Origin of the sequence: Amycolatopsis sp. NPDC051045 (assembly GCF_040682955.1) — a bacterium.
Lineage (GTDB): Bacteria > Actinomycetota > Actinomycetes > Mycobacteriales > Pseudonocardiaceae > Amycolatopsis.
Window position 1 is genome coordinate 227914 of sequence record NZ_JBFBCC010000012.1, and the last position, 23924, is coordinate 251837.

General features: G+C 71.6%; 20 protein-coding genes. 9 read left to right on the top strand and 11 right to left on the bottom strand.

All coding sequences use genetic code 11. The features are described from left to right. Positions 1 to 6: 6 nt before the first annotated feature. Together AB0M80_RS27085 and AB0M80_RS27090 are read right to left on the bottom strand one after the other, a co-directional pair. Positions 7 to 1008, bottom strand: a complete 1002-nt coding sequence (locus tag AB0M80_RS27085) for a Gfo/Idh/MocA family oxidoreductase (protein ID WP_364570422.1) — start codon at positions 1006 to 1008, stop codon at positions 7 to 9. Next, the gene (locus tag AB0M80_RS27090) at positions 1005 to 2024 is read right to left on the bottom strand and encodes a LacI family DNA-binding transcriptional regulator (protein ID WP_364570425.1); all 1020 of its coding nucleotides are present in this window, start codon (positions 2022 to 2024) and stop codon (positions 1005 to 1007) included. Before AB0M80_RS27090 ends, AB0M80_RS27085 begins: the two co-directional genes overlap by 4 nt. Before the next feature lie 114 nt (positions 2025 to 2138). Between AB0M80_RS27090 and AB0M80_RS27095 the strand changes: the two genes are divergently transcribed. The 8 genes from AB0M80_RS27095 (at position 2139) to iolD (ending at position 10600) form a co-directional block, all read left to right on the top strand. Further along, the gene (locus tag AB0M80_RS27095) at positions 2139 to 3017 is read left to right on the top strand and encodes a TIM barrel protein (protein ID WP_364570428.1); all 879 of its coding nucleotides are present in this window, start codon (positions 2139 to 2141) and stop codon (positions 3015 to 3017) included. A 24-nt stretch (positions 3018 to 3041) separates the two neighbouring features. Beyond that, positions 3042 to 4037, top strand: coding sequence for a sugar ABC transporter substrate-binding protein (locus AB0M80_RS27100; protein ID WP_364570431.1), 996 nt, complete (start codon positions 3042 to 3044; stop codon positions 4035 to 4037). Positions 4038 to 4114: 77 nt separating this feature from the next. After that, positions 4115 to 5146: an ABC transporter permease gene (locus AB0M80_RS27105; protein WP_364570615.1), complete on the top strand. Its 1032-nt coding sequence runs from the start codon at positions 4115 to 4117 to the stop codon at positions 5144 to 5146. Further along, positions 5143 to 5922: an ATP-binding cassette domain-containing protein gene (locus tag AB0M80_RS27110; RefSeq protein ID WP_364570434.1), complete on the top strand. Its 780-nt coding sequence runs from the start codon at positions 5143 to 5145 to the stop codon at positions 5920 to 5922. The genes AB0M80_RS27105 and AB0M80_RS27110 overlap by 4 nt, the downstream gene beginning before the upstream one ends. 34 nt (positions 5923 to 5956) lie before the next feature. Continuing rightward, positions 5957 to 6886 carry a 5-dehydro-2-deoxygluconokinase gene (gene iolC, locus AB0M80_RS27115; RefSeq protein WP_364570437.1) on the top strand — a complete coding sequence of 310 codons (930 nt, stop codon included), beginning with the start codon at positions 5957 to 5959 and terminating at the stop codon, positions 6884 to 6886. After that, positions 6883 to 7812 (top strand): aldolase, encoded by a 930-nt coding sequence (locus AB0M80_RS27120; protein ID WP_364570439.1) that lies wholly within the window; start codon positions 6883 to 6885, stop codon positions 7810 to 7812. The genes iolC and AB0M80_RS27120 overlap by 4 nt, the downstream gene beginning before the upstream one ends. Continuing rightward, positions 7809 to 8699, top strand: a complete 891-nt coding sequence (iolB, locus tag AB0M80_RS27125) for a 5-deoxy-glucuronate isomerase (RefSeq protein WP_364570441.1) — start codon at positions 7809 to 7811, stop codon at positions 8697 to 8699. Before AB0M80_RS27120 ends, iolB begins: the two co-directional genes overlap by 4 nt. A 71-nt stretch (positions 8700 to 8770) precedes the next feature. Next, entirely contained in the window at positions 8771 to 10600 is a 1830-nt protein-coding gene (gene iolD / locus AB0M80_RS27130) for a 3D-(3,5/4)-trihydroxycyclohexane-1,2-dione acylhydrolase (decyclizing) (RefSeq protein ID WP_364570618.1), read from the top strand. A 104-nt stretch (positions 10601 to 10704) separates the two neighbouring features. Here iolD and AB0M80_RS27135 read toward each other — a convergent pair whose 3' ends face one another. The 3 genes from AB0M80_RS27135 to AB0M80_RS27145 are packed head-to-tail and all read right to left on the bottom strand — an operon-like array spanning position 10705 to position 14449. Further along, entirely contained in the window at positions 10705 to 11649 is a 945-nt protein-coding gene (locus AB0M80_RS27135; protein WP_364570444.1) for a hypothetical protein, read from the bottom strand. Continuing rightward, entirely contained in the window at positions 11646 to 12878 is a 1233-nt protein-coding gene (locus tag AB0M80_RS27140) for an MFS transporter (RefSeq protein WP_364570447.1), read from the bottom strand. Before AB0M80_RS27140 ends, AB0M80_RS27135 begins: the two co-directional genes overlap by 4 nt. Positions 12879 to 12889: 11 nt before the next feature. Then, positions 12890 to 14449, bottom strand: a complete 1560-nt coding sequence (locus tag AB0M80_RS27145) for a discoidin domain-containing protein (RefSeq protein ID WP_364570621.1) — start codon at positions 14447 to 14449, stop codon at positions 12890 to 12892. A gap of 442 nt (positions 14450 to 14891) precedes the next feature. On the opposite strand from AB0M80_RS27145, the gene rox reads away from it, so the two are divergent. After that, positions 14892 to 16319, top strand: coding sequence for a rifampin monooxygenase (gene rox / locus AB0M80_RS27150; protein ID WP_364570450.1), 1428 nt, complete (start codon positions 14892 to 14894; stop codon positions 16317 to 16319). Between the two features lie 86 nt (positions 16320 to 16405). Here rox and AB0M80_RS27155 read toward each other — a convergent pair whose 3' ends face one another. The 6 genes from AB0M80_RS27155 to AB0M80_RS27180 form a co-directional block, all read right to left on the bottom strand. Continuing rightward, positions 16406 to 17473, bottom strand: a complete 1068-nt coding sequence (locus tag AB0M80_RS27155; protein ID WP_364570452.1) for an NAD(P)-binding domain-containing protein — start codon at positions 17471 to 17473, stop codon at positions 16406 to 16408. A gap of 44 nt (positions 17474 to 17517) precedes the next feature. Next, the gene (locus AB0M80_RS27160; RefSeq protein ID WP_364570624.1) at positions 17518 to 18741 is read right to left on the bottom strand and encodes a GGDEF domain-containing protein; all 1224 of its coding nucleotides are present in this window, start codon (positions 18739 to 18741) and stop codon (positions 17518 to 17520) included. Between the two features lie 300 nt (positions 18742 to 19041). Beyond that, positions 19042 to 19869 (bottom strand): SRPBCC domain-containing protein, encoded by an 828-nt coding sequence (locus AB0M80_RS27165; protein WP_364570455.1) that lies wholly within the window; start codon positions 19867 to 19869, stop codon positions 19042 to 19044. Between the two features lie 100 nt (positions 19870 to 19969). Next, positions 19970 to 20824, bottom strand: a complete 855-nt coding sequence (locus AB0M80_RS27170; protein ID WP_364570458.1) for a xanthine dehydrogenase family protein subunit M — start codon at positions 20822 to 20824, stop codon at positions 19970 to 19972. Further along, a complete protein-coding gene (locus AB0M80_RS27175) occupies positions 20821 to 23262 on the bottom strand; it encodes a molybdopterin cofactor-binding domain-containing protein (RefSeq protein ID WP_364570461.1) in 2442 nt (813 codons plus the stop codon). The genes AB0M80_RS27170 and AB0M80_RS27175 overlap by 4 nt, the downstream gene beginning before the upstream one ends. Beyond that, positions 23262 to 23786, bottom strand: a complete 525-nt coding sequence (locus AB0M80_RS27180; RefSeq protein WP_364570464.1) for a (2Fe-2S)-binding protein — start codon at positions 23784 to 23786, stop codon at positions 23262 to 23264. Before AB0M80_RS27180 ends, AB0M80_RS27175 begins: the two co-directional genes overlap by 1 nt. Positions 23787 to 23924: the final 138 nt, after the last annotated feature.

The window sequence follows — 23924 nt, forward strand, 5'->3', positions numbered from 1 at the left end:
AGCTCCTCAGCGGCGCACCTCGGTCAGCTTCACCGGACGGCGTTCCCTCCGCGACACTTCGCACGCCTCGGCGATGTAGAACGCTTCGAGCGCGTCCGCCGCGACGCACGGGGAAGGCGCCCGGCCCTCGACGACGTCCAGAAACGCTCGCAGCTCCGTCGTGTACGCGCGGCGGAACCGCTCCATGAACCCCGGGTACGGCGGGCCGGGCAACGGGGCCACGCCCGGCTCCACCGAGCGCAGCGGCGCCCGGTCGTCCAAGCCGACCACCACGCCGGAGCGCGAGCCCAGCACGTCGAGGCGCACGTCGTAGCCGGCGCCGTTGTAGCGGGTCATCGACACCGTGGCGAGCGTGCCGTCGTCGAGGGTCAGCGTGGCCGCCGCCGTGTCGACGTCGCCCGCCTCCGTGAAGAACCGCTCGCCGCGGTTGGCGCCGATCGCGTAGACCTCCTCGACCTCGCGGCCGGTGACCCAGCGGATGATGTCGAAGTCGTGGACGCCGCAGTCGCGGAACAACCCACCCGAGTGGGCGACGTACTCCGCCGGCGGGGGCGCCGGGTCGAACGTCGTCGCGCGCAGCGTGTGCAGCCAGCCCAGCTCGCCGGACGCGACCGCCGCCCGTGCCGCCGCGTAACCCGCGTCGAAGCGGCGCTGGAAACCGATCTGGACCGGGACGTCGGACGCGCCGATCCGGTCGATCACGGCCAGGGTGCCGGGGATGTCCGCGGCGACCGGCTTCTCGCAGAACACCGGGAGGCCCGCGTCGACCGCGGCGATGATCAGGCCCGGGTGCGCGTCGGTGGCCGCCGTGACGACCAGTCCGTCGAGCCCGGACGCGAAGAGCGACTCCAGGCTGTCGGCCGCCTCGACACCGAGTTTCGCGGCGGCCGCGGCGGCGCGCGCGGTGTCGACGTCGGCCACGACGACCGACTCGACCTCCTCGAAGCCCTTCAGCGTCTCCGCGTGCGCGGTGCCGATCCGGCCGGTGCCCGCCAGTCCCAACCTCATCGTGATGACCCTCCTGTCGCAGAAACCTCGGCGGTGGTCGCGCGGACCACCAGGGACGGGTGCAGCAGGTGCCGGACCGGCTCCGTGCGCTCCCCGCGGACGCGCTCGATCAGCGCTTCGAAGGCCAGCCGCGCCATGTCCTTGCGTGGCTGGTCCACTGTGGTCAGTGAGAGGTGCCGCAGCGCCGCCAGCGACGTGTTGTCGTAGCCGACGACCGACACGTCCTCGGGTACGCGCAGGCCGGCCTCTTCGAGCGCCGAGATCGCCCCCACGGCGTTGAAGTCGTTGCCGGAGACCAGCCCCGTCGGCAGGTCCGGGCGCGAGTACGCGGCCAGCAGCTGCCGCACGGCGGTCTCACCACCGATGTCGGTGTGCTCGCTGCGCACGACGATCGGCTCGAGTCCGTGCCGCCGCATGGCGGCCTCGAAGCCCCGCCGCCGCTGGGCCGCTCCGGCCGCGCCGCCGCCGTCGAGATGCGCGATGCGCCGGTGCCCGAGACCGACCAGGTGGTCGACCGCCAGCGCGGAGCCCGCCTCGCCGTCGTCGTTCACCGTGTCCACTGTGGACGACCGGGCGGTCCGCGAGACCAGCACGACCGGGCACTGCCGGGCCGCGACCTGGATCGCCGACGCCGGGACGACCGGCGACAGCAGGATGATCCCCGCCGGGCGGAAGGAAAGGAGGTTGTGCAAGGCGTTCCACTCGCGCGTGGGACTGCGGCCGCCGGTGTTGAGGATCAGGTCGAAGCCCGCCGCCTGCGCGGCGCTGTCCAGCTCTTCGACGATGTCGGCGAAGAACGCGTTGCGCAGGTCGTTGACCATCACGCCGAGCACCGTGGACGTGCGGCTGGCCAGCGACCGCGCCATGACGTGCGGCTGGTAGCCGAGTTCTTCCGCGGCACGCAGCACGGCCGCGCGGCGAGTGTCGGAGACCTTCGGTGAATTCCTCATCACCAGGGAGACCAGTGCGCGGGAAACTCCCGCCCGCGCGGCGACGTCCTCCATGGTCGGACGCATGGCCGCACCTCCCCTGAGCACCGGAAACCGGCCCTTGACTTTGCTGTGACGGACGCTACAAGATTAGAGCGCTCTAATCAATAGAGCGCTCCAACGGACCGACGGAGGCCCCTTGTGACAGCGACGATCCGAGTAGCCGCCGCGCCGATCTCCTGGGGTGTCTGCGAAGTCCCGGGGTGGGGCCGGGTGCTCGACGCGGCGACCGTGCTCGGCGAGATGGCGGAGCTGGGTGTCCAGGCGACCGAACTGGGCCCGCCCGGCTACCTCCCGCGTGACCCGGCCGCGTTGCGGGAGCTGCTCGGGCAGTACGGCTTGACGCTCGTCGGCGGCTTCCTCGCCGTCGTGCTCCACACCGATCAGGAGAACGCGCTCAAGGAAGCCGAAGAGTCCGCCGCGTTGTTCGCCGCGTGCGGAGGTGACGTCCTCGTGCTCGCCGCGGCGACCGGCCTCGACGGCTACGACGACCGCCCCCGGCTCACCGACGCCGAATGGGCGACGCTCGTCGAGACCGCCGGGAAGATCCGGGACATCGCGACCGCCCACGGCCTGCGCACGGTGCTGCACCCGCACGTCGGGACGCACGTGGAGCAGCAGGCCGAGGTCGAACGCTTCCTCGCCGATTCCGATCTCGGGTTGTGCCTCGACACCGGGCACCTGATGATCGGCGGGACGGATCCGGTCGAGCTGGCGAAGCGGTATCCCGAACGGGTGGGGCACGTGCATCTGAAGGACGTCCGAGAAGACCTGGCGGCCGAAGTCCGCGGCGGCCGGCTGGCCTACACCGACGCGGTCGGGCGGGGCATGTACACCCCGCTCGGCGAGGGCGACGTGGACGTGGCGTCGATGGTGCGCTCCGTCCAGGCCGCGGGCTACGACGGCTGGTACGTCCTGGAACAGGACACCGCCCTGGGCGAGGACAGCCCCGGCGACCTGCCCCGGCGGGACACCGAGCGCAGCCTGGCCCACCTCGCGAAGATCACCGACTCCCTCTGAAACCCTGGTCCCAAAGGAGTGACTGTGTTCTCTTTGAAGAAGCTGGCCGGTGTCGCGGCGATCGCCGCCACCGGGCTGGTGCTGGCCGCCTGCAGCGGCCCGAGCGCCGACAACTCGAACAGCAGCTCCAGCCCTTCGTCCGCCGCGGCGCCGAGCACGGGCGGCCCGCTGAAGGTCGCCGTGGTCACCCACGGCTCCGCCGGTGACGCCTTCTGGAACGTCGTGAAGAACGGCGCCGAGCAAGCGGGCAAGGACCTGAACGTCGGCGTCGACTACTTCTCCGACGGCGACCCGGGCAACCAGGCCCGGCTGATCGACAACGCCGTCGCGCAGAAGGTCGGCGGCCTGGTCGTGTCGATGGCGAACCCGCAGGCCCTGCAGACGTCGATCCAGAACGCGGTCAAGGCCGGCATCCCGGTCATCACGATCAACTCCGGCGAGGACTCCAGCGCGGCGTTCGGCGCGATCGCGCACGTCGGGCAGAGCGAGGGCCTCGCGGGCCAGGGCGCCGGGCAACGGCTCAAGGCGGCCGGCAAGACGAAGCTGCTGTGCGTCATCCACGAGGCCGGCAACATCGGCCAGAACCAGCGCTGCGACGGCGCGAAGCAGACCTTCGGCAACGTCACGACGCTGCAGGTCGACATCTCCAACCCGACCGACGCGCAGGCGCGGATCCGCGGCGCACTGCAGTCCGACCCGTCGATCGACGCGGTGCTGGCGCTGAACTCGCAGGTCGCGGCCCGCGCGGTGAGCGCGGCGAAGGAGGCGAGCTCCAAGGCGCAGGTCGCCACGTTCGACCTGAACACCGACGTCGTCGCGGCCATCAAGGACGGCAGCATCCTCTTCGCCGTCGACCAGCAGCAGTACGAGCAGGGCTACCTGCCGATCGTGTTCCTCAAGCTGTACAAGGAAAACGGCAACACCATCGGCGGCGGCCACCCGGTGCAGACCGGCCCCGGCTTCGTCGACAAGACGAACATCGACACCATCGCCCCGTTCGCGCAGCGCGGCACGCGATGACCGCAGCGTCTTCTGGGGCCGAGCCCCAGACCCCAGCCGGGGGGCGAGCCCCCCTGGACCCCCCGAAAACGAGTGGGATCCAAGCAGAACCCGACGAGCGCGTAGCGAAGAAGAGCCTGGCCGACCGCCTGGTCGTCCGGCCCGAGATCGGCGCGCTCCTCGGCGCCGTGCTCGTGTTCGTGTTCTTCTCCGTCGTCACCAGCCAGTTCCTCAGCCCGCTGGGCGTCGCGACCTGGCTCGACGACTCCTCGACCCTGGGCATCATGGCCGTCGTGGTCGCGCTGCTCATGGTCGGCGGCGAGTTCGACCTCTCCGCGGGCGTGATGACGGCGTCGACGTCGCTGGTCACGGCGATCCTGGCGACACAGGCGGGCTGGAACGTCTGGCTCGCGCTGCTGGCCTCGCTGGCGTTCGCGCTCGGCGTCGGCGCGTTCAACGGCTGGCTGGTGATGAAGACCGGGCTGCCCAGCTTCATCGTCACGCTGGGGTCGTTCCTGGCCCTGCAGGGCCTCAACCTCGGCGTGACGCGGCTGGTCACCAACACCGTCCAGGTGTCGGGCATGCGCTCGACCAGCGGCTACGAGTCGGCCGGCGGGCTGTTCGCGTCCACGTTCGACGTCGGCGGCACCGAGTTCCAGTCGTCGATCATCTGGTGGATCGTCGTCACCGCGATCGCCGCGTGGCTGCTGGTGCGGACCCGGTTCGGCAACTGGATCTTCGCGGTCGGCGGGTCGCAGGTGTCGGCCCGCTCGGTCGGCGTTCCGGTGGTGCGCACGAAGATCCTGCTGTTCATGGGCACCGCGCTGGGTGCGTGGCTGGTCGGCTCGATCAACATCCTGCGCTTCGCCAGCGTGCAGGCGAACCAGGGCATCGGGCTGGAGTTCCAGTACATCATCGCCGCGGTGATCGGCGGCTGCCTGCTCACCGGCGGGTTCGGCTCGGCGGTGGGCGCGGCGATCGGCGCGCTGATCTTCGGCATGGCCCGCCAGGGCATCGTGTTCGCGCAGTGGAACAGCGACTGGTTCATGCTGTTCCTCGGCGTCATGCTGCTGGCCGCGGTCCTGGTCAACAACGCCTTCCGGCGCCGCGCGGAAAGGGTACGCCGATGAGCTTGCTGGAAGTGCGCGAAATCGGGAAGACCTACGGCAGCGTGATCGCGCTGCGCGAGGTGTCCACGGTGGTCAACGCGGGCGAGGTCACCTGCGTGCTCGGCGACAACGGCGCCGGGAAGTCGACGCTGATCAAGATCCTGGCCGGCGTGCACCAGCACGACCGCGGCGAGTTCCTCGTGGAAGGCGAGCCGGTGCGGTTCTCCTCGCCGCGCGAGGCCCTGGACCGCGGCATCGCGACCGTCTACCAGGACCTCGCGGTGGTGCCGCTGATGAGCGTCTGGCGGAACTTCTTCCTCGGCTCGGAGCCGACGACCGGGTTCGGCCCGTTCCGGATGCTCGACCGGCGCAAAGGACGGGAGACGACGAAGCAGGCGCTGTCCGACATGGGCATCGACCTGCGGGACGTCGAGCAGCCGGTCGGGACGCTCTCCGGTGGTGAACGCCAGTGCGTCGCGATCGCGCGCGCGGTGTACTTCGGCGCGAAGGTGCTGATCCTCGACGAGCCGACCGCCGCGCTCGGCGTCAAGCAGGCCGGAGTGGTGCTGAAGTACGTCGCCCAAGCGCGTGATCGCGGGCTCGGCGTCGTCCTGATCACGCACAACCCGCACCACGCCTACCCCGTCGCCGACCGGTTCCTGCTGCTCAAGCGAGGTGCCGCGCTCGGGCACTACGAGAAGTCCGAGATCGACATCGGCGAACTGACCCGGCAGATGGCCGGCGGTGCGGAGCTGGAAGCCCTGGAACACGAGCTGCGGCAGGTGGAAAAGACGTGAGTCCCGCCGACGCACTCTTTCCCGCGGAGGCGGCATGACCATCGAAGCACTGACGGTCGGCCGGGTCGGCGTGGATCTGTACCCGGAGCAGAGCGGTGTGCCCCTGTCCGGGGTCAGCACGTTCGCCAAGTCGCTCGGCGGGACCGCGACCAACGTCGCGGTCGCCGCCGCGCGGCTCGGCCGGTCGACGGCGGTGCTGACCAAGGTCGGGCCGGACGGCTTCGGCGACTACGTCCGCCAAGCCCTCGAAGGCTTCGGCGTGTCCCCGGCGCACGTGGGCACCGCGGCAGACCTCCAGACGCCGGTCGTGTTCTGCGAGCTCAACCCACCCGCGGACCCGCCGCTGCTGTTCTACCGCTCCCCCATCGCCCCCGACCTCACGCTCACCGACGAGGACGTGCCCTGGGACGTCGTCGAGTCGGTGCCGCTGCTGTGGGTCACCGGCACCGGCGTCTCCGCCGAACCCGCCCGGGCCACCCAGCGGAAGATCCTGGAAGCCCGCGGGCGGCGCGAGCACACCGTCCTGGACCTGGACTACCGGCCGATGTTCTGGCCGTCGGTGGACCAAGCCCGGGAAGAGATCGGCGCGCTGCTCGACCACGTCACGGTCGCGGTCGGCAACCGCACCGAGGCCGAGGTCGCCGTCGGCACGGCGGACCCGGACGCCGCCGCGGACCGGCTGCTCGAGCGCGGACTGCGGCTGGCGGTGATCAAGAAGGGCGCCGAAGGCGTGCTGGTGGCGACACCCGACGGCCGCTGGACGGTCCCGCCGCAGCGCGTCGAGGTGGTCTGCGGGCTCGGCGCCGGTGACGGCTTCGGCGGGGCGCTGATCCACGGGCTGCTCTCCGGCTGGGACCCGGTGCGTATCGCGGAGTACGCCAACGCGGCCGGCGCGCTGGTCGCGTCCCGGCTGGCCTGCGCCGACGCGATGCCGACCGCCGCGGAGATCGAGGAGCTGCTGTGACTGTGCCGAACGGCGCCTCGGCGGGCAAGAGCGCTTCGCCGCTTTCCGACGAGCGGTGGCGCGAACTGCTGCACACCCGCGCCACCGACCCGGGCGCGATCCGGCAGGCCTACGCCACCCGCAAACGCCGGTCCACCCTGCTGTCCGACCACGGGACCCTCTTCCTCGTCGCGGCCGACCACCCGGCCCGCGGGGCCTTGTCCGTCGGCGAGGACCCGCTCGCCATGGCCGACCGGCGGACCCTCCTCGAACGGCTGCTCGTCGCCCTCGCCAACCCCGCGGTCGACGGCATCCTCGGCACCCCCGACATCGTCGAGGAACTGCTGCTGCTCGACGCGCTGCACGACAAGGTCGTGCTCGGCTCGATGAACCGCGGCGGCCTGGCCGGCGCGGACTGGGAGATCGACGACCGGTTCACCGGCTACGACGCCCGGACGCTGGTCGACTGCGGCCTCGACGGCGGCAAGATGCTGTTGCGGCTCGTCGGCTCCGACCCGGGCACCGTCCCCACGCTGCAGGCCTGCGCCGACGCCGTCACCGAGCTGGCGGCGTACGGGCTGATCGCGATGGTCGAGCCGCTGCCCTACACCCGTTCGGAGGGAAAACTGCTGCTGCAGAAGGATCCCGTGTCGCTGGCCCGGGCCGTCACGGTGGCGTCCGGCCTCGGCACGACCTCGGCGCACACCTGGCTGAAGCTGCCGTCCACCGACTCGGCGGCCGTGCTGGGCGCCACGACGCTGCCGGTGGTCGTGCTCGGCGGCGTGCCCTCCGGCGATCCGGCCGCCGACCTGGCCTCCTGGGGCCGGACCCTGCGCCACGACGTCGTCCGCGGCCTGGTCGTCGGCCGCACCCTGCTCTACCCGCCCGACGGCGACGTCGGCGCCGCCGTGGAAGCCGCCGCGAAGGTACTGGAGGCCGCGAAATGAGCAAGCTGCACCGTCCACTCGGGACACTGTCCGACAACGCCGATCCGGTCCGGCTCACCCCGGACACGGCCGGCTGGACCTACAGCGGGCTGCGGGTGCTCTCGCTGGCCCCCGGCGAGACGCGGATCGTGCACACCGGCGAGTTCGAGGCCTTCGTGCTGCCCCTGGCGGGCTCCGCGACGGTCCGGGTCGACGGCCGGGTCTTCGAGCTGCACGGCCGCGAGTCGGTGTTCACCCGCGTGACGGACTTCGCCTACGTGCCCCGCGAGGCCGAAGTCGAGTTGTCGACAACGGACGGGCTCGAAGTCGCGTTGCCGATGGCGCGCTGCACCCGCCGTCTGGAACCGAAGTACGGTCCCGCCGAGGACGTGCCGGTCGAGGTCCGCGGCGGCGGGCAAGCGACCCGGCAGGTGACCAACTTCGGCGTGCCCGGGGTGTGGGACCACGCCGACAAGCTCAACGCGTGCGAGCTGATCACGCCGGGCGGAAACTGGTCGTCGTACCCGCCGCACAAGCACGACGAAGCGTCCGAGTGCGAAGTCGTCAACGAGGAGATCTACTACTTCCGCATCGCCGGCCGCGACGGCGTGACCCCGTCCCGCGAAGGCTTCGGCCTGCACCGGACGTACACCGCCGACGGCGAGCTCGACGAGGACGTCGCGGTGCGCGACCACGACGTCTTCCTCATCCCGCGCGGCTACCACGGGCCCTGCGTGGCCGCGCCGGGTTACCCGATGTACTACCTGAACGTCCTGGCCGGGCCGGCCGACGAGCGGTCCATGGCGTTCTGCGACGACCCGGCGCACGGCTGGGTCCGCGACACGTGGGCGGCGCAAGAGCTTGATCCCCGCTGCCCGGTGACGAGCCACGAAGGGCGTGTGCAGTGAACAACTTCAGGGGTCCGGGGGCAGAGCCCCCGGCCGGGGAGCGGGGGCCGGGCCCCCGCAGAACACAGAAGCTGACGACGGCGCAGGCACTGGTCCGCTGGATCCTCGCGCAGCGGTCGGAAACCCTGGACGGCGCGGAAGTCCCGCTCTTCCCGGGCGTGTTCGCGATCTTCGGGCACGGCAACGTGCTCGGCCTCGGCACGGCGCTGGAGGAGCACCGCGGGGACATCCCGGTCTGGCGCGGGCACACCGAGCAGGGCATGGCGCTCGCCGCGGTCGGGTACGCGAAGGCCACGCACCGGCGGCAGGTCGGCGTCGTGACGTCGTCGATCGGGCCGGGCGCGCTGAACATGGTCACCGCGGCCGGCGTCGCCCACGCGAACCGGCTGCCGGTGCTGCTGCTGCCGGGCGACACGTTCACCACCCGGGCGCCGGACCCGGTGCTGCAGCAGATCGAGCCGTTCGGCGACGCGACCGCGACGGTGAACGACGCGTTCCGCGCGGTCTCCCGCTACTTCGACCGGATCACCCGGCCCGAGCAGCTGCTCTCGACGTTGCCACAGGTCGCGCGGGTGCTGACGGACCCGGCCGAGGCCGGGCCGGTGACCCTCGCGCTGCCGCAGGACGTCCAGGGCGAGACGTACGACTTCCCGGACGCGCTGTTCGAACCGGTGACGCACCGGCCGCTGCGCCCGCGCCCGGACCGGCGTTCGGTCACCGAGGCGGCCGGGGTTTTGCGCGCTTCCCGCCGTCCCCTGATGGTGCTCGGCGGGGGTGTCCGGTATTCGGGGGCCACGCGGCGGGCGCTGGACTTCGCGGAGCGGCACGGGATCCCGGTCGTGGAAACGACCGCGGGCCGGACGCTGGTGCCGCACTCGCACGAACTGCACGCCGGACCGCTGGGCATCACCGGCTCGACGTCGGCGAACGTCGTCGCGGCCGCCGCGGACGTCGTGCTGGCGGTCGGGACGCGGCTGCAGGACTTCACGACGGCGTCGTGGACGGTGTTCGCCCCCGACGTCCGGCTGGTGGCCCTCAACGCGGCCCGCTTCGACGCCGTCAAGCACGGCGCCCTGTCGGTGGTCGGGGACGCCGACGCCGGCCTGGCGGACCTCGGCGCGCAGCTGGAGAGCTGGCGGGTCGACCCGGCGTGGACCTCGCGGGCCGCGACCGAGCGGGCGTCCTGGGACGCGCACATCGACTCGCTGCGCTCGGCTTCCGGCTCCCTCCCGTCGTATGCGCAGGTCGTCGGCGTGGTGAACGAACTCTCGGCGGCCGGCGACTACGTCATGACGGCGTCGGGCGGGTTGCCGGGCGAGCTGATCGGCGGCTGGCGTGGGTCCGGTTCGGTCTCGATGGACGTCGAGTACGGGTTTTCGTGCATGGGGTACGAGCTGTCCGGCGCCTGGGGCGCGGCGATCGCGCACCCCGGCCTGGTGACGACGCTGCTGGGCGACGGTTCGTACCTGATGCTCAACTCGGAGCTGTTCTCCGCCGCTTTCGCGGGTCATCCCTTCGTCGCGGTCGTGTGCGACAACGACGGGTACGCCGTGATCGCGCGGCTTCAGCAGGGGCAAGGCGGGAAGCCGTTCAACAACTTCTACGCCGACTGCACGACTTCGCACGCTTCGCCGCCCCGGGTCGACTTCGCGCGTCACGCGGAGTCCCTGGGCTGCCTGGTGTTCCCCGCGTCCACTGTGGATGACCTGCACACGGCTTATGCCCAGGCGCGGGAGGCGGCCGTCTCGGAACGGCGCCCGGCGGTGGTCGTGGTCAAGACGCAGCCGTCGGCGTGGACCGAGGCCGGGGCCTGGTGGGAGGTCGGCGTGCCGGAGCACTTGGCCGGGCGGGAGGAGTACGAGCGCGGCAAGGGCAGCCAGGTGCGTTACCTCACGTCCTGAGTGGGCCGAGGTTTTGAGGCCGTAAGCCGGGTCGGTCCCGGAGCCGGGGTCGCGGTGCCCGAGCGGCAGCCGTTACGTCCGGACGCTGTTCGCCGCGGTGGACGTCACCCCGTGACGGCCGGTGACGCGGCGTCGGCGACCAGCTTCCGCGGCGTGCCGGAGCCGTCCGCCGGGACCGCCCAGACCGCGTTGTCCAGCCCGTAGAGGATGGTGCCGTCGTCCTGCCAGAGCGCTTGGTCGTCGACGCTGCGGGACTCGGCGAGTGCGGTCTCCTCTAGCGTCCCGAGCTCCAGGACGGCCAGCCGCCAGACGCCGTCGGCGACCTTCTTCTTGAACGCCACCCGCTTGCCGTCCGGGGACAGCGACGGGCACTCGACGTTCTCGCGGAGGGTCTTGCCCCGGTAGCGCGCGTAGTCGGCTTCGACGAGGTACGTCGTGCCCTTGCTGCCCAGGGTGGCGTAGAAGCGGTTGCCGTCGGGAGCGAAGGTGATGCCCCAGTAATTGGCGTCGGCCGCGAAGTAGCGGTTGCCGCCGACGAACACCGGGAGCTCCTCGATCGTCTTGACGAGCTGGCCGGTGTCGGCCTCGTAGAGCCCGGCGCGGGTCGAGAAGCCGGTCTGCGCGTACGAATCGCCGGTGACGAACAGGGTCCAGTAGACGCGCTTGCCGTCCGGCGAGACGCGGGCGCGGCTCGGCGTGCCGGGCAGGGTTTCGGTGTGGCGGACGGCGAGGTGGTCGTCGAGGACGCGGACCTCGGTCACCGCCGGGAGCGTGCCCGGCTTCACGGCCAGGCACGCCGCGGTCTGCTTCGCCACCGCGAACCGGTCGCACTTCAGGTCGCCGAGCTGCCGTTTCGCCTGCGGATCGCCCAGCGGGACGGCGCCGACGCGGCCGGTGGCGGTGTCGCGGAACAGCAGCCGGCCGGGCGCGAGGGTCAGCTGCGCGGCCGGTTCGGCGTCCGCGGCGCCGTGGCGGGCGCTGACCGTGTACGTGACGGCGGCGGCGACCAGGAGCGCCGTGCCGGTGAGGGCGAGGACGAGTTTCTTCACGGGCGCACCGGTTTCACGAAGGCGGCGGCGAGGACGACGGCGGCCAGGCAGACCGCGGCGACGAGCACCGCGGGCCGCAGGTCCCACAGCGTCCACGCCAGTCCGAAGAGGACGGAGGAGAGCATCCGGGCCACGGCCTGTCCCGTCTGCACCACGGCCATTCCGGTGGCGCGCAGGCCGGCCGGGATGAGCGGGCCGGCGGCGGCCATCAGGACGCCGTCGGTGGCCGCGTAGAACACGCCGTGCAGGCCGAGCGCGACGACGGCGAGCCACAGCCCCGCCTGCGGACCGCAGAGCAGAACCAGGGCCACGACCAGCGCCGCGTGCCCGCCGAGGAACACCGGCCAGCGGCCGGCGCGGTCGGCGAGCTTGCCCAGCGGCACGGCCAGCACGAGGTAGACCCCGGCGGTGCCCAGCGGGAGCAGCGGGAAGTACGTCGCCGCGATTTCCCAGCGCCGCTGCAGGACGAGGTAGACGAACGAGTCGCCGACCGTCACCAGGCCCAGCAGCGCCGCCCAGAGCGCGACGCGTCGGAAATCCCTGGTCCGCAGGAGGCCGGCCGCGGCCCGGAACGAGACGGCCGCGCGGTCCACCGCGCCCGGGCGGTCGCGGACGAACAGGGCGAGCAGCAGCACGGCGATCGCCGCGACGCAGAAGCTGGTGACGAACACGCTGGGGTAGCTGCCGAGGCTCAAGGCGAGGACCGCCATCGCCACCAGCGGGCCGAGGAACGCCCCGACGGTGTCCATGGCCCGGTGCACCCCGAACGAGCGGCCGAGGGTCTCCGGCTCGCTGCTGAGCGAGATCAGCGCGTCACGCGGGCCGGTGCGCAGCCCCTTGCCGGTGCGGTCGGCGGCGAGGACGACGCCGATCGCCGCGACCGACGAACCGGCCGCGACCAGGCCGAGCTTGCACACCGCGGACAAGCCGTACCCGAACCCGGCGACGGCCTTGAGCCGCCGCCACCGGTCGGCGAGGTGCCCGCCGAGCACCCGCACGACCGCGGTGGCGCCCGCGTAGAGCCCGTCGAGCAGGCCGAACTGCAGCGGGTTCAGGCCGAGGCCGAGCACCAGGTAGAGCGGGAGGACGGCGGTGACCATCTCCGACGAGACGTCGGTGACCAGGCTGACCGCGCCGAGCGCCACCACGTTCGCGGATACCCGCTTCAGCGCGGGTGCGCGGTCGGTCCCGGCCGCCAGGTCCGAGGTACGGCCGGCCGCGATGTACATGCCCGTGCCTCCTAGTGGCAGGTGTAGGTCGGGCTGCTGTCGAGGACCTTGCCGTCGACGCCGATGAGCTGCGTCTGGAACGACGTGTCGGTCATCGACAGCTTGAGGACGCCGTAGGTCTTCAGCAGCTTGGCGGTCGTCGCGTGGGCGGGGCTCAGGTCGTAGAGATCGGCGCCCCCGGAACCGCCCACGATCTCGACGGGCCCGTTCGCGTCGGCCTTTCCGTCGGCGTTCTGCGGCACGAACCGCTCGTAGTCGTGGTCATGACCGTTGAGGACGAGGTCGACCTTGTCGGCCACCATCAGGTTCCACAGTTCGATGCTGTCCTTGTTGTCGCCGTGGTCACCGGAGCTCCACCGCGGGTGGTGGAAGTACGCGGCGACGCAGCCCTTCGTGTTCTTGGCCAGGTCCTGCTTCAGCCAGGTGATCTGGGGCGGCTCGGCGAACTCGTCGTGGGTGACGAAGTCGTTGGAGTCGAGGGCGACGAAGTGCCAGTTGCCCATTTCCCAGCTGTAGTACCGCTGGCCCTGCGGCTTGGCGATGGCACCGAAGTAGTCCTCGTAGCTCTTGAACTTCGGCGAGCTGTAGGACTCGTGGTTGCCCGGGGTCGGGTGGGTGATGCTCTTGAACTTGCCCCAGGTCTTGTCGTAGTAGTTCTTGAAGTCGGCCAGCGTGGGTTCGTCGTACTGGTTGTCGCCCATGGTGAGCACGGCGGCCGGGTTGATCTGCTCGACGAGCTTCGCGGTCTTCACGTGGGCGCAGCTCGAGCTGCTCGCGGTGCAGTGTTCGGCGATGTCGCCGGCCGCGGCGAGGACGAATCCCGGGCTTCCGGCCGCGGTCTTCACCGTGATCGGCGTGCTCGCGGGCGAAGCGTTGCCCGCGGTGTCACGAGCGCGGACAGCGTAGGTGTAGGGGGTGTCCGGGGTGAGCCCGGTGTCGGTGTAGGACGTCGTCGCGCTGGTGGCGACGGCCGTGCCGTTGCGGAGGACGTCGTAGCCGGCGACGCCGACGTCGTCGGTGGCGGCACCCCACGTCAGCGCGACGCTCGTGGCGGTCGTCGTGCCCGCGGTGAGGCCGGCCGGCGTGGTCGGGGCCTGGGTGTCGCCGGAGGAGTCCGTGGTGCCGAAGACCTGCATCTCCCAGAAGGAGTAGCCGTAGCTCGTGGCGCGGGTGAGGCCGACGAAGCGCACGAAGCGGCCGCGGGCGGTGAGGCCGCCGAGGTCGTCGACCTTGCCGTCGCCGGCGTCGACGGTGGCGGCCGTGGTGAACGACGTGCCGTCGTCGGAGACCTCGATCCGGTACTTCTTCGCGTAGGCGGCTTCCCAATCGAGAACGACCCGGTGGATGCTCGCGGACTGCCCGAGGTCGATCCGCAGCCATTGCGGGTCGGCGCCTTCGGCGCTGGCCCAGCGGGTGGTGGTGCTGCCGTCGACGGCCTTGGCGCCGGGGTACGACGAGCTCTCGGTGGTCGAGGTGGCGACGGTCTTTCCCTGCGACAGCAGGACATCGGCGGTCTGTGTGGTGGCGGCCGCGGCGATCGCGGACGGCAACAGCACCACGGCGGCGAGCACCGGGGTGAGTCGGGCTAGGGGACGTAGGCGGGTTGACGGCACGTCGCGCTCCTTACGGGCCTGGCGGTGGCTGGTGGGCTGCGGCGTCGGTTGACTGCGGATGACAGTTAGTAAAGTTTCCTAACTAATCGACCTGTTCGGACTGTAACGAGCGGGTGTTCCGGCTGACAAGACTCGTCTCGTCCTTGAATCGGTCAAGAGGGTGAGTTTTTCACGGTTTCCGCTGCTCAGGGCCGGTCCCGGTGAGCGGGACACTGCTCCGCACCCTGGGACCGGTATCCGGGGCCGTACCGGGCAACGGAAATCGCTTTTGCGGGGCGGTCCGGCTCGTCTTGGCGCGCCGGTCAACCGTATATCGCTTGCCCCCAGCACCGGGGTGCCGCACAATCGGCGGCCGGACACACGGCCACTGGGTCGGCAGAATTGAGCGAACGGGTGGTTCATGTTCGATGTGATCATTGCCGGGTGCGGACCGACCGGGGCGATGCTGGCCGCGGAACTGCGGCTGCACGATGTGCGGGTACTCGTTCTGGAAAAGGAAACCGAGCCCGCGTCGTTCGTCCGCGTGGTCGGTCTGCACATCCGCAGCATCGAACTGATGGCCATGCGCGGCCTGCTCGAGCCCGTTCTCGAACGCAGCAGAAAGCGGCCCGCCGGCGGTTTCTTCGCCGCCATCGCCAAACCCGCGCCCGAGGGCCTGGATTCCGCGCACGCCTATCTGCTGGGCATCCCGCAGCCGGTCCTCGATCAGCTGCTCGAAAACCATGCGGTCGAGCAGGGTGCGCAGGTCCGGCGCGGGTGTGCGGTGACCGGGTTCGAGCAGGACGACGAAGGGGTGACCGTCGAACTGGCCGGCGGGGAGCGGCTGCGGTCGCGTTACCTCGTCGGCTGTGACGGCGGGCGCAGTACGGTGCGCAAACTGCTCGGCGTCGGCTTTCCCGGCGTGCCCTCGCGGACCGAGACGCTGATGGGCGAGATGGCCGTGGGGGTGCCGCAGGAGGAGATCGCCGCCAAGGTCGCCGAAATCCGCGAGACGAACAAGGTGTTCAGTCTCGGGCCCTTCGGCGACGGGATTTACCGCGTCGTGGTCCCCGCCGCGGGAGTCAGCGAGGATCGTGCGGAACCGCCCACCCTCGACGATTTCCGGCAGCAGTTGCGCGCCATCGCCGGAACCGACTTCGGCGTGCACTCGCCGCGCTGGTTGTCCCGCTTCGGCGACGCCACCCGGCTGGCCGACCGGTACCGGGTCGGGCGGGTGCTGCTGGCCGGCGACGCGGCGCACATCCACCCCCCGGCCGGCGGCCAGGGCTTGAACCTGGGCGTGCAGGACGCGGTCAACCTCGGCTGGAAGCTGGCCGCGCAGATCCGCGGGTGGGCACCGGAACCACTGCTGGACACCTACCAGGCCGAACGTCATCCGGTCGCCGCGGACGTCCTGGACAACACCCGCGCCCAGATGGAGCTGCACTCCACCGAGCCGGGCCCGCAGGCCCTGCGCAGGCTCCTCACCGAACTGATGGACTTCGACGAGGTCAACCGGTACCTGATCGAGAAGATCACCGCGATCGGCATCCGCTACGACTTCGGCGCGGGCCCCGACCTGCTCGGCCGCCGCCTGCGCGACCTCGACCTGAAGCAGGGCCGCCTCTACGACCGGCTGCACGGGGGCCGCGGCCTGGTGCTCGACCGCACCGAACGGCTGACCGCCGGGGGCTGGTCGGACCGGGTCGACCTCATCGCGGATCCCACCGCGGCACTGGATGCCCCGGCCATCCTGCTGCGCCCCGACGGATACGTCGCCTGGATCGGCGAGCACCAGCAGGACCTGGACGAGCACCTCGCCCGCTGGTTCGGCGAGCCCGCCGGCTGATTCCGCCCGAGCGACCGGCGAAAACCCTCACCGAGCCGGAAAGGCGCCGTGCCGGGGGCGCCGGGACGGCCTGCCGGCGAAGATCCTCACCGGTCCGGGCGCAGCAGCTTCCGGATCTCCGTCACCGCGGCGCGGCCCGCGCGGTTGGCCCCGACCGTGCTCGCCGACGGCCCGTACCCCACCAGGTGCAGGCGCGGTTCGAGCACCACCCGGCTGCCGTCCATGCGGATCCCGCCACCGGGTTCGCGGACGTGCAGCGGCGCGAGGTGGTCGATCGCCGCGCGGAAGCCGGTGGCCCAGAGGATCACGTCGGCGGCGAAGCGCGTGCCGTCCGCCCAGACGACCCCCTCGGGCGTGATGCGCTCGAACATCGGCCGGCGGTCGAGGATCCCGGCGGCGCGGGCGACGCGCACCTCCGGCGTCACGGCCAGGTCGGTGACGCTCACGACGCTCTCCGGCGGCAGCCCGGCCCGCACCCGCTCGTCGACCTTGGCGACGGCGTTGCGTCCCCAGTTCTCGCTGAAGGGCTCGTCACGCCACACGGGCGGCCGGCGCGTGACCCAAGCCGTCGCGCGGGCGAGCGGAGCGAACTCCATCAGCAGCTGAACGGCCGACGCCCCACCGCCGACCACGACCACGCGCCGGCCGCGGAAGGCCTCGGGCCCGGTGTAGCCGGCGGTGTGCAGCTGACGGCCGGCGAACGTCTCCTGGCCGGGGTAGCGCGGCCAGAAGGGCCGGTCCCAGGTTCCGGTCGCGCTGATGACCGCGCGTGCGGCCCACGACTCCGCCGGGCTCGAAACCACCAGCCGCTCCCCCGCCCGCGTCACCGACCGGACGTCGACGGGCCGGAGCACAGGGAGGTCGTAAACGCTTTCGAAGCGCGCGAAGTATTCGGAGACCACTTCGGAGGCGGGGCGCGTCACGTCCGGAGTGCCGAAGGCCAGGCCCGGCAGGTCGTGGATGCCGTGCACCTTCCCGAGGACCAGCGACGGCCACCGGTACTGCCAGGCACCCCCGGCCCGCTTGCCGTGATCGAGCACGACGAACCCGGTCCGGTTCGCGAACCCGGCCCGCCGCAGGTGGTAGGCCGCGGACAACCCGGCTTGCCCGGCCCCGATCACCACCACGTCCGTCTCGTGATCCGCGCCGCTCATATCCGGTTCAACGGTGGCCGCGGCGCGGTATTTCGCGCGGTTCATCACACGGCGACGCGGTTGCGACCGGCCTCCTTGGCCCGATAAAGCGCCGCATCGGCCGCACGGAGGATGTCGTCGAGCGTCGGGCCCGCGTCGGGATGGCGCGCGACCCCGATCGACACCGACAGGCCGCTCACCCGGACCGTGCCGGCGCCGGTCGAGATCACGACGTTCAGCTCGCCCACCGCCACCCGCACCCGTTCGGCGATGGCGAGCACGTCCGCGTGGCCGGTGCCCGGCAGCAGCACGACGAACTCCTCACCGCCGAACCGGCCGACCGTGTCGCCCTGGCGCACCGCACCGGAGATCGCCACCGCGACGGCCGCCAGCACGTCGTCACCGGTCAGGTGGCCGTAGGTGTCGTTGATCCGCTTGAAGTGGTCGAGGTCGATCATCAGCACCGCGAAGCCCCCGGCGGCGCCGCGGCGCTGCGCGCGGGCGTGCTCGCGCACCGCGGATTCGTGCCAGCCCGCGGTGTTGAGCAGGCCCGTCTTCTCGTCGGTGACGGCGGCGACCTGCAGCTGCTGTTTCAGCAGGAGATAGCGGTGCAGCAACAGCAACGGCGCCACGACGAACACCACCAGCACCGGCTGCTCGACCAGCGCCAGTGCGGCGAGCCCGCCGAGGCAGAGGGTCGCCAGCTCGAACGCGTTGTCCTCCCACGTGCCGATCAGGTCGGCCGCCGAGCGCTGGCTGGTGTAGAGGTAGATGCCGGCCGCCACGAGGGCGACGTTCACCAGCTCGAACACCGCCGCCGCCAGGCAGAGCGCGAGCAACCCGCGCGGCGACTGCAGCGGCGTCCCGTGCAACCCCAAAATCGCGAGAACGGAAGAAGCAGCGAAGCAGGAGAGCATCGCCCAGGCCGTGCTCGCGACGAAACGGTGGGCAGGCCGCGTCCGGACCGGGCGCCACACCCGCACCCACAAGTGCGTGTAGAGCACGACGGCCAGCAGCGCCACCCAGGCCGGCGGGAGCAGGACGACGGCGGCGAGGTACCAGACGGACGTGACGTTGATGTGCGTCTGCCCGCTCATCCACCGGCGCAACCGCTCGATGCGGCGCGACATCTCGGCCTGGGCCACCCCGAGGGCCACCAGCACGGCGAACCACACCGGCCGCACCGGGCCGCCGAACCCGGTGGCCAGCGCGGCCCCGGTCGCGACGACGGCGAGCAGTTCGCAGCCGAGGGCGTAGGCGATCCAGCGGGTCTTCGCGTCGCCCCACATCGCCCATCGCGCGGGCCAGCCCGGCCAGGTGGAAAGCGTTTCCCGGCGCACGGCGGCCCGGGCTCTCAAGAGCCGAGGCCACAGACGTGACGGACCGGCATCGTGACGTACCCCTTGCGCGAAGTTCGGCCGACCAGGTAGCCCAGCGTAGCCGTTCCGGCGAGCCGCGTCGCCAGTCCGGGGGAATTGCGGGCAACTCGCCTCTTCGAAGACCCGCCGTGGGTAGATCGGCGCCGCTCAGCGGCGCACCGGCGAATCACCGATGGGGTACGTCCGAGCCGAACCTCGACGCCGGTCAGCTCACTTGCGCAGCGCCCGGACGATCGCCACCAGACCGGCCACCGCGGCGAGGGCGGCCAGCACGGGGGCCACCCGCTTGAGCACCGACGGCCCCGCGTAGTCGAGCAGGTCGATCGCTTCGGTCTCCGGCGGCGCCGGGACGCTGTGCAACGGCGGCCGGTCCGCCGGCTTGGCCTTCGGCTCCGTGGGGATTTCCGGCGTGGCCGGGGCCGGCCTGACCGCCGGCTGGGGCTTGGCCACCGGCTCGGCCGTGGCCGTCGGGTCGGCCGCCGGTCCGGCCGGATCCGGCACCGGCTTGAGCGCCGGCTCGGCGACCGGCTGCGCCGTCGCGGCCTCCTGCGCGGGCCGCTGCCCACGCGGAGCCTGCTGCGCCGCCGCCCCCTCGGCCGGGGCCAGTTTGCCCGACAGGCAGCCCGCGAACGTGTCGAGGATCTTGCCGCCCACCTCGTTGATCAGGCCGCGGCCGAACTGGGCCGGCTTGCCCGTGATCGCCAGGTCGGTCGCCACCGTGCCGTGCGTTCCGCCGTCGGTCTCCGTCAACGTCAGAGTCACCGTCGCGGCCGCCGTGCCCGCTCCGCGGGCATCCTTGCCCGACGCCTTGATCGTCACCTTGTGCGCGGCGTCGTCCTTCTCCAGGAACTCGCCGTTGCCCTTGTACAGCAGGGAAATCGGCCCCAGCTTGACCTTCACCGTGCCGCTGAACCTGTCCCCCTCGACCTTGGTCAACGTCGCGCCGGGCATGCACGGGGCCACGCGCTCGGGGTCGACGACCGCCTGCCAGACCTCGCCGATCGGAGCCGGGACGGTGAATTCGTGGTCGAGCCGCACGGGCCGACCTCCTTTCTGCCGAACCTGGGGTGTCCGCACCCCACCCTAGCCGCCCCGGGGGCCGCGGCCCGGCGAACGAGCCGCGGCCCCCGGGCGGGCGTCAGGCTCCGGCCGCCGCCGCGATCGCGCGGCCCGTCAGCACCTTCGCGAGGTGACGGCGGTATTCGACGTCGGCGTTGCTGTCGACCGGCGGATTCGTCCCTTCCGCCGCGTGTTCGGCCGCCGCGCGGATCGAGTCGGCCGAGGCCTGGACCCCGACCAGCGCCGCCTCGACGCCCGCGGCGCGGACGGGCGTCGAACCCATGTTCGTCAGCGCGACCTTGGCCTCCTCGATCACGCCGGCCTCGGTGCGGACGGTGACCGCGACCGCGACCATCGACCACGCCTGGGCGACGCGGTTGAACTTCTCGTAGTGCGCCCGCCACCCCGTGTGCTTGGGCACGCGGATCTCGACCAGCAGCTCGTCCGGGGCCAGCGCGGTGGTGAACAGGTCGCGGAAGAACTCCGCGGCCGCGACCGTCCGGCGCCCGGACGGCCCGGCCACCACCAGTTCCGCGTCGAGCGCCAGCACCGGCGCGAGCAGATCGCCTGCCGGGTCGGCGTGGGCGAGTGCGCCGCCGAACGTGCCGCGGTGGCGGATCTGCGGGTCGGCGACCGTGTCGGTCGCCTCCTTGAGCAACGTCGCGTGCTCGGCGACCAGGGGGTCGCGCTGGACGTCGTAGTGCGTCGTCATCGCGCCGATCACCAGCGCGTCGCCCTCCTCGCGGACCCCGCGCAGTTCGGCGACGCGCCCGAGGTCGACCAGTGTGGTCGGCGTCGCGAGCCGCATCCGCAGCACCGGCAGCAGGCTCTGCCCGCCGGCCAGCACCTTGGCGTCCTCGCCCGCCGCCGCCAGCGCCTGCACCGCCTCGTCCACGGTGGACGGACGGACGTAGTCGAAGGGAGCCGGGATCACTGCGCACCTCCGGTGGCGTCGATCGAACCGAGCCCGCCGCCGGCTTCGTCGCGGCCAGGGCCGCCGGCGTCGGTGGTGCCGTGCTGGATGGCGTGCCAGACCCGCATCGGCGTCAACGGCATCTCGATGTCGTCGACCCCGAACGGCCGTACGGCGTCGATCACCGCGTTGACCACCGCCGGGGTGGACGCGATGGTGCCCGCCTCGCCGACGCCCTTGGCGCCGAGCGGGTTCGTCGTCGACGGCGTTTCCGTGCGGTCGGTGGTGAACGACGGCAGGTCGGCCGCCGACGGCAGCAGGTAGTCGGCGAACGTGCCGGTGGTGAGTGTGCCGCTTTCGTCGTGCTCGGTGCCCTCGAACAGCGCCTGCGCGATGCCTTGGGCGAGCCCGCCGTGCACCTGGCCCTCGACGATCAGCGGGTTCACCGCGACCCCGACGTCGTCGACGCAGACGTACGAACGCAGCTTGATCCGGCCGGTCTCGGTGTCCACTTCGGCGGCGCACAGGTGCGTGCCGTGCGGGAACGAGAAGTTCTCCGGGTCGAACGTCGCGTCCGAGTCGAGCGACGGCTCGACCCCGTCGGGCAGGTTGTGCGCCGCGAACACGGCGAGCGCGATGTCGCCCATCGTGGTGGACGTGCCGGTGCCCTTCACGGTGAACTTGCCGCCGGCGAACTCCAGGTCGTCCTCGGCGCACTCGAGCAGGTGGGCCGCGATCGGCTTGGCCTTCGCGACCACCTTCTCCGCGGCCTTGACGACGGCGATCCCGCCGACCACCAGCGACCGGGAGCCGTAGGTGTCCATGCCCTTGTGCGAGGACTGCGTGTCGCCGTGCAGGATCTCGACGTCCTCGAACGCGACGCCCAGCTGGTCGGCGACGATCTGGCTCCACGCCGTCTCGTGGCCCTGGCCGTGCGCGGACGCCCCGGTGATGACCTCGACCTTGCCGGTCGGCAGCATCCGGATCGAGGCGTGCTCCCAGCCGCCCGCGCCGTAGTCCAGCGAGCCGAGCACCCGCGACGGCGCGAGGCCGCACATCTCGGTGAACGTCGAGATGCCGATGCCGAGCTGCACCTTGTCCTTCGAGGCGCGGCGCTTGTCCTGTTCGGCGCGCAGGCCGTCGTAGTCGAAGAGCTGCTTGGCCTTCCGGGTGGCGGCTTCGTAGTTGCCGGAGTCGTAGGTCAGCCCGCACACCGTGGTGAACGGGAACTCTTCGTGCTTGATCCAGTTCTTCTCGCGCAGGTCCATCGGGTCCATGCCGAGTTCGACGGCGAGCTCGTCCATCATCCGCTCGATCGCGAACGTCGCCTCCGGACGGCCGGCGCCGCGGTAGGCGTCGGTCAGCGTCGTCGTCGTGTACACGTTGGTGCACGCGAAGTGGTACGCCGGGAACTTGTAGATCGCGTTGAACATGAACGCGCCGAGGATCGGCACGCCGGGCCCGACCAGGCCGTTGTACGCGCCGAGGTTGGCGAGCAGCTCGACCTTGAGGCCGGTGACCCGGCCGTCGCGGGTCGCGGAGATGGTGATGTCCTGGATCTGGTCGCGGCCGTGGTGCGCGGCGAGCATCGTCTCCGACCGCGTCTCGTTCCACTTGACCGGCTTGCCGAGCTTCTGCGCGACCAGCAGCGACATCATCTCTTCCGGCAGGACGCCGATCTTGCCGCCGAAGCCGCCGCCGACGTCCGGGGCGATCACGCGCAGCTTGTGCTCGGGGATGCCGAGCGTCAGCGCCGACATCACGCGCAGGATGTGCGGCACCTGCGTGGCCGACCACATGGTGATCTGCGTGCTGGTCGGGTCGACGACACAGGCGCGCGGCTCCATGAAGGCGGGAATCAGGCGCTGCTGGCGGAAGCGCCGCTTGAGCACGACCTCCGACGAGCTGATCGCGTCCTCGACGTTGCCGCCGGTGCCGGCCTCGGCGGAGTCGAACTTCCAGACCGCGCTCGTGTTGGTGCCGAGTTCCTCGTGGACCAGCGGGGCGCCGTCGGCGATCGCGGCTTCCATGTCCAGGACCACCGGGAGCTCGTCGTACTCGACGTCGATCTCCTCGAGCGCGTCGTGCGCTTCGGCCGACGACCGCGCGACGACGACCGCGACGCCCTCACCGGCGAAGTTGACCCGGTCGGCGGCGAGCACCGGGCGGCGCGGCGCCTTCATGTCCGGGGTGATCGGCCACGCGCACGGCATGCCGATCGCGCCGTCCGGGTCGAGGTCCTGGCCGGTGTACACGGCGATGACGCCGGGCGCGCTTTTCGCCGCCGACGTGTCGATCGAGACGATCTTGGCGTGCGCGTACGGGCTGCGCAGGACCGCCATGTGCAGCAGGCCCGGCAGGGTGAGGTTGTCGGTCCAGCGGGTGCGGCCGGTGATCAGCCGCTCGTCCTCCTTGCGGCGGCGGGACTTCCCGACCTCCGGTTCGATCGTGGCGGTCATCAGTCACCACCCACGCCGACGTGCTTGTTCTCGGCGATCCGCTCCGCTTCGGGCCCGGCGCCGGGACTCATGTGCTGCGCGGCGTCGCGGACCGCGCGGACGATGTTCTGGTAGCCGGTGCAGCGGCAGAGGTTGCCTTCGAGGCCTTCGCGGACGGCCTCTTCGTCCGGGTCGGGGTTGTCGGCCAGCAGGTCGATCGACTGCATGATCATCCCCGGCGTGCAGAACCCGCACTGCAGCGCGTGGTTGTCGTGGAAGGCTTTCTGCACCGGGTGCAGCTGCCCGTCGCGGGCGAGGCCTTCGATGGTGGTGACCTCGCAGCCGTCGGCCTGCACGGCCAGCACGGAGCAGGACTTCACGCTGTGCCCGTCCAGGTGGACGGTGCAGGCGCCGCAGTTGCTGGTGTCGCAGCCGACGACGGTGCCGACCTTGCCGAGCCGCTCTCGCAGGTGGTGCACGAGGAGGGTGCGGGGTTCGACTTCGTCGGTGTACTTCGTCCCGTCGACGGTGACGGTGATGCGCATCAGGCCTCCAAAAGCCGGTTCGGGAACGGCCCGCCCGACAGTGATCGGGCTCACAGACCCGAGCGTGCTACGCGACCTTCGCGTCGACAAGACCTGATGTCACACGTTCAACTACCCGTTCCGCAGATGCGTGGCAAT

What these genes read in the sequence shown, in the direction of transcription:
- AB0M80_RS27085 (WP_364570422.1), bottom strand. Translation starts at nt 1,008, where the DNA reads ATGAGGTTGGGACTGGCGGGCACCGGCCGGATCGGCACCGCGCACGCG.
- AB0M80_RS27090 (WP_364570425.1), bottom strand. Translation starts at nt 2,024, where the DNA reads ATGCGTCCGACCATGGAGGACGTCGCCGCGCGGGCGGGAGTTTCCCGC.
- AB0M80_RS27110 (WP_364570434.1), top strand. Translation starts at nt 5,143, where the DNA reads ATGAGCTTGCTGGAAGTGCGCGAAATCGGGAAGACCTACGGCAGCGTG.
- iolC (WP_364570437.1), top strand. Translation starts at nt 5,957, where the DNA reads ATGACCATCGAAGCACTGACGGTCGGCCGGGTCGGCGTGGATCTGTAC.
- iolB (WP_364570441.1), top strand. Translation starts at nt 7,809, where the DNA reads ATGAGCAAGCTGCACCGTCCACTCGGGACACTGTCCGACAACGCCGAT.
- AB0M80_RS27140 (WP_364570447.1), bottom strand. Translation starts at nt 12,878, where the DNA reads ATGTACATCGCGGCCGGCCGTACCTCGGACCTGGCGGCCGGGACCGAC.
- rox (WP_364570450.1), top strand. Translation starts at nt 14,892, where the DNA reads ATGTTCGATGTGATCATTGCCGGGTGCGGACCGACCGGGGCGATGCTG.
- AB0M80_RS27155 (WP_364570452.1), bottom strand. Translation starts at nt 17,473, where the DNA reads ATGAGCGGCGCGGATCACGAGACGGACGTGGTGGTGATCGGGGCCGGG.
- AB0M80_RS27160 (WP_364570624.1), bottom strand. Translation starts at nt 18,741, where the DNA reads ATGTGGGGCGACGCGAAGACCCGCTGGATCGCCTACGCCCTCGGCTGC.
- AB0M80_RS27175 (WP_364570461.1), bottom strand. Translation starts at nt 23,262, where the DNA reads ATGACCGCCACGATCGAACCGGAGGTCGGGAAGTCCCGCCGCCGCAAG.
- AB0M80_RS27180 (WP_364570464.1), bottom strand. Translation starts at nt 23,786, where the DNA reads ATGCGCATCACCGTCACCGTCGACGGGACGAAGTACACCGACGAAGTC.